Annotated in this window: 2 protein-coding genes; both read left to right on the top strand. The window is 64.5% G+C overall.

Going from position 1 to position 4,353, the window contains the following annotated elements; all coding sequences use genetic code 11:
- Positions 1 to 67 precede the first annotated feature (67 nt).
- Positions 68 to 691: a hypothetical protein gene (locus NTW26_01345; protein ID MCX7020919.1), complete on the top strand. Its 624-nt coding sequence runs from the start codon at positions 68 to 70 to the stop codon at positions 689 to 691.
- A complete protein-coding gene (locus NTW26_01350; GenBank protein MCX7020920.1) occupies positions 691 to 4,185 on the top strand; it encodes a hypothetical protein in 3,495 nt (1,164 codons plus the stop codon). Before NTW26_01345 ends, NTW26_01350 begins: the two co-directional genes overlap by 1 nt.
- Positions 4,186 to 4,353: the final 168 nt, after the last annotated feature.

Genomic DNA, 4,353 nt, shown 5'->3' on the forward strand with positions numbered 1-4,353 from the left:
CTGATGGCGGACCTGTGGCGGGCCGGGGAGAGAGCCCTTTGGCGGAACACCCCACCGAGGAGCGGCCTTGAATCGCGTGTTTGAACAGGATTCCGATGCCCTGCGCCGCAGCGCCCAGGCCGTGGAGCGGGCGGCGGAAAAACTCGAAAAAACGGCCGAGAAGCTCGGCTCCAACGACCGAGAGGGGCGTTCCGGGGGCGACAAGGACCTGGATCGGCACCTGACCGCCTTCGAGGAGGGCCTGGCGAAGACCGTCGTCGGCGCCACCGCCGACCTCTTCAGCGACCTGAAGCTCGGGTTCAACGACCTCTTCTCGGGGCTCCTCGGCCTCTTGTCCAGCCTGGTGACCTCGAAGCTGGGGTTCTTCGGCGACCTGTTGCAGCTCATCCTGCCCTTCGCCGGGGGCGGCTTCGTAAGCTCGCCCACCCTGGCCCTCTTGGGTGAGGGGGGGCCGGAGTACGTCCTCCCCGAGGCGAGCCTCCACCGCGCCCTCGAAGGCGGACTGGCGGGGATGGCGGGCTTTTTGGCCGACGTCCGCGGCGCGGCGCCTTCCGCGACCGAGGGGGATGGGCCGATCATGCGCACGACCACCGTCCAGCACTTCCACTACGCCCCGGTCATCGGCTCCTTGGATAAGCTGGACGACTACGGCCGCATGGCCGGAGCGGGCCACGCGGCGCGAGGGCTGTAATGGAAAGAATAAACGCACCAGCGCAGACGGTTGAAATCCGCCTCGATTCCGGTGCCTGGGTGGACATCACCCTCGCCATCGAGGGCTTCTGCGTCCCCTCCTGGCGCGTGGAGGACAAGACCGGGGAGATCATCTGCGACCAGGTCCGCGCCCGAGTGATCGTCCCGTTCCTCGAAGAGTTAGGGGTCCCCGTCCGCCTGGTGCTCGAAGCCCTGAAGATTGACTTCCGGCTCTTCTTCCACGAGGCAACGAGCGGCACAATGCCCACCGGCTCGACGCCGGTTTTCCTGGGGCGCGTGGTGGAACTTGCGCGCTTGACCAAGCTCCGGGCCGGGGACACCCTGGACTTGACCGTCCAGGACCTGCTAAAGGCGGGGAACGAGCGGCAGCCGTCGGCGGCGATTCTCACCGACACCGAGCCCGCGCGCTACGACGCGGTAATCGGGGAGCTGGCCGCCGAGATGGACTTGACCGTGGGCGAGCTTCACGGGGCGGGGTTCTCGACGGAGATTCCCTACGTCACCCACCACCCCCGGCCGAGTGGGGCCGACGCCACGGCGCAGATTCGGGGGCTGGCCTGGTGGCCGGTCCACGGGTTGCTCCTGTACGGGGTCAACGAGAGCATCTGGGGTTATTCTCCCTCGACGGGGACGAGCTACAATCTGGCGGTCCCGGCCATCGTGCCGATTACCTCCGTGCGCCAGATCGAGACACTCTGGGTGGACGGGACCGACGTTTACGGCGTGAGTCTTCCCCTCCCCGACGCGACTACGGCAATTCCCGGCTACATCGTCAAGGCGGACCTCTCGGGGTTCAGCCCGGACTTCGCCGCCCCGCCGCAGATTTACTCCATCTACGCCGAGCCGTTCAAGCTCTGGAACGCCGGGATGGCGCGGATAAAATCAACCGTAGCCGAGTGGCGGGTGCCGGACCCGGGGGCCGTGGGCGACCTTTTCATTTACAAGGGGAACGCCATCGGCCTGGGCGCCCCCGAGGACAGCGAATACACCGAAGGGCCGACCGTCTTCAGCGCGGAGTTCGAGTCCGAATTGGGTACGTTCATCTACTCCGCCTGCGCGCGGGATTTCGCCCGAGTGATAGGAACGCCGGAAGTCCACTACGAGCGCGCCTCGGAAAACCCGCTCATGTACGGCCGCAACCTCTTCCTCCCCGAGGAAACCGCCGTCGGGGTGGAGTTCACCGAGAGCGACAAGAGGCCCGCCGACGTGATCGCCTACCGGATGCCGGGACCTTTGGCCTACTTCATCCCGCGTTCCGGCGAGGATGAATACGGCAGCATGGTCTACGACGTGGGCAATTTCACGCCCTTCGCCGAGAAGGTCGGCACCCTTCCCTGTACTCTTCCTGCAGGATACTACGCCTTCATCAACTACGGGAACCGGGTGGCCCACCACAACGACCCCGAGATCCCCCACGAGTATGTGTCCGCCTTCGAGATTTCCTTCACCCGGTCCCAGCGTAGACCATCGGTGGCCGTCACCTCGGCGGGCGATGAAATCCTCACCGCCGAGGACGACGTGGACATCTCCACCCTGGACGAGCCGCTGGGGCCGCTGGCTTCGAGTGATGCCGACGAGTTCGAGTGGCTGTACTACAGGGATTTGACCGCGGGAACAAAGAACGGGATCGGGGTATTTCCATCCGGGACCCATTCAATAAGGATAACAAGAACTAGTGATACCGAGGCTCTAGCCGTTTTTGCCAATGAAGCGGGGATACTCGGAGCCTACAATCGTACAGCTTTTTTGACCGAACTTTTGCTCTTTCGATTATACAAACTCGGTTCCTCCTGGCAATTCTATCCCCTGACCCGCCTCGGGGGCCAGACGGGCAACGACGACCAAAACGTCTACTACCACTACGCCCCGACGAGTCTGGCCTACCTGAACGGGAAGGCTTACGTCGGCTACACCCGGACTACCCAACGGTTTATTGACCTGGAGGGCGCGCCGGTCGTCCGGGCCTACGTGAACTGGGAGGGCGGCGTAGGCTCCTCCCAACAGAAACTTGGCGATTCGATCATCGAGGTGAACGCCTACCTCGTGGACGACATCAAGAAGGGGGACCGGATTCGGCTGTGGCCGCACGACCCTAATGCGCTTCCCTACGCCCCCCTGCCCCGGACCGTCCTCGATGTGGAGTGGGTGTCGGCCGACCGGATAACGAAAATCACCATCAGCCCGACGTTGGACTGCTCGGACGGCGCCTTCCACCCGCCGGATCGGGTGATAAAGCTCATCGCGGAAACGGGGTATCCCGATGGGATTCCCGGGTGGTCCCACACCAAGGGTGTCGAGGAATACGACGCCGAGTTCGGCGATCAATGGGGGCCGGATTCGGGGCCGCCGATCCTCCAGCGCGAGGCCGAGGCCCGCGAGGTGCGCACTTATTTCCGGGCTTACAACCTTTCGACGGACACCTGGGAAGCCCCGATTGACTTCGGCCGCGAGGACGTGACCGAGAACCTGACCGCCGAGGACGACCCGGAGAACCAACGGACGACGCTTTCCCTCTCGAACACCTATCCCGATACCTCCACCATCGAGGTGAAGCTGGGCGACTCACCCGTCGGCTTCACCGTGGACACCGACGGGCTCTACGAGACGGGGGACTGCGTTCTGGGGCTCCCGCGGCGGTACGTCGGGCTGGAGCTCTCCGTCACCTATTCTTACTGGGATGCTTCTCAGCGGTTCACCGAGGCGACGGTGGCGGGCTCCTCCGTTTACTACACCCGCGGCAAGGAGCTGCGGTCCTGGGCTTTGGTTGATTCGACTTACCGCGTGGTCGAACACGGCGAGGTCCATTACCAGGCGTCGGGAACCGCTTCGCCGCTGGTCATTCCGGCGGCGGTATCCCCGGTGACCGTTTACGGCGTGGCCGAGGGTGGGGGAAACCTCCCCTTCCAGCTTTCGATTAACCACTCGCTCAACGTCGGCGACCGCTCCGGGTGGTCCGGCAAGGGCCTGGCCTCCTGCCTGGCCGAGGTGGCCCTGGCGCTGGGGTGCATCTTCTGGGTGGACGGGAGCGGGGTCATCCACTTCGTCCCGCGGGGCTGGCACGGCGGCGAGGCCGATGTGCTCCCCGAGGACGTGCTGGATTACCAGGAGCCGGGGGCCTGGCAGCGGGCGGCGCCGGCGGTCACCGTGAGCTGGCCGGGCGGTGAGGAAACGGCGGGGGTCCTTTCCGCCACGCGGATCACCGACAACGAGTCTTTCAGCGCGCCGCTGGTGACCTCGGCGGGCTGGGCGAACCTTCTGGCGAACCTCCTCTACATGGCCAAGAGCAACCGCGGCGGCCGGGCCGAGGTGACGCTGGGAAGTCTGCGGCTGGACATCGAGATGGGCAACGGCCTGCACGTCCCGTTGACCGGGGCGGTCTCCCCCAACGATGGAATCGGCGTCGTGGTGGGGATCGAGCCGCAACTGAACTTCGGCCAGGCGGCGACGCGATTCACGCTGGAACTGGAGGATTGAAAAGAGGCCGCAGTTGCAGCCTTTTATCGAGGTGAATTTTGAGTCAGGCGAATAGGCGAGACGGAATTTTAAGTCAACTTGGATCTGACGATTACATTTTGGAACACGCCTACCTGGTTGAGCGGGGTGTTCGTTCAATGGCTATCGTTGGGTACGTTGAAGCCAAGG

This window comes from bacterium, assembly GCA_026398675.1.
In the GTDB taxonomy this organism is placed as follows: Bacteria; RBG-13-66-14; RBG-13-66-14; order RBG-13-66-14; family RBG-13-66-14; genus RBG-13-66-14.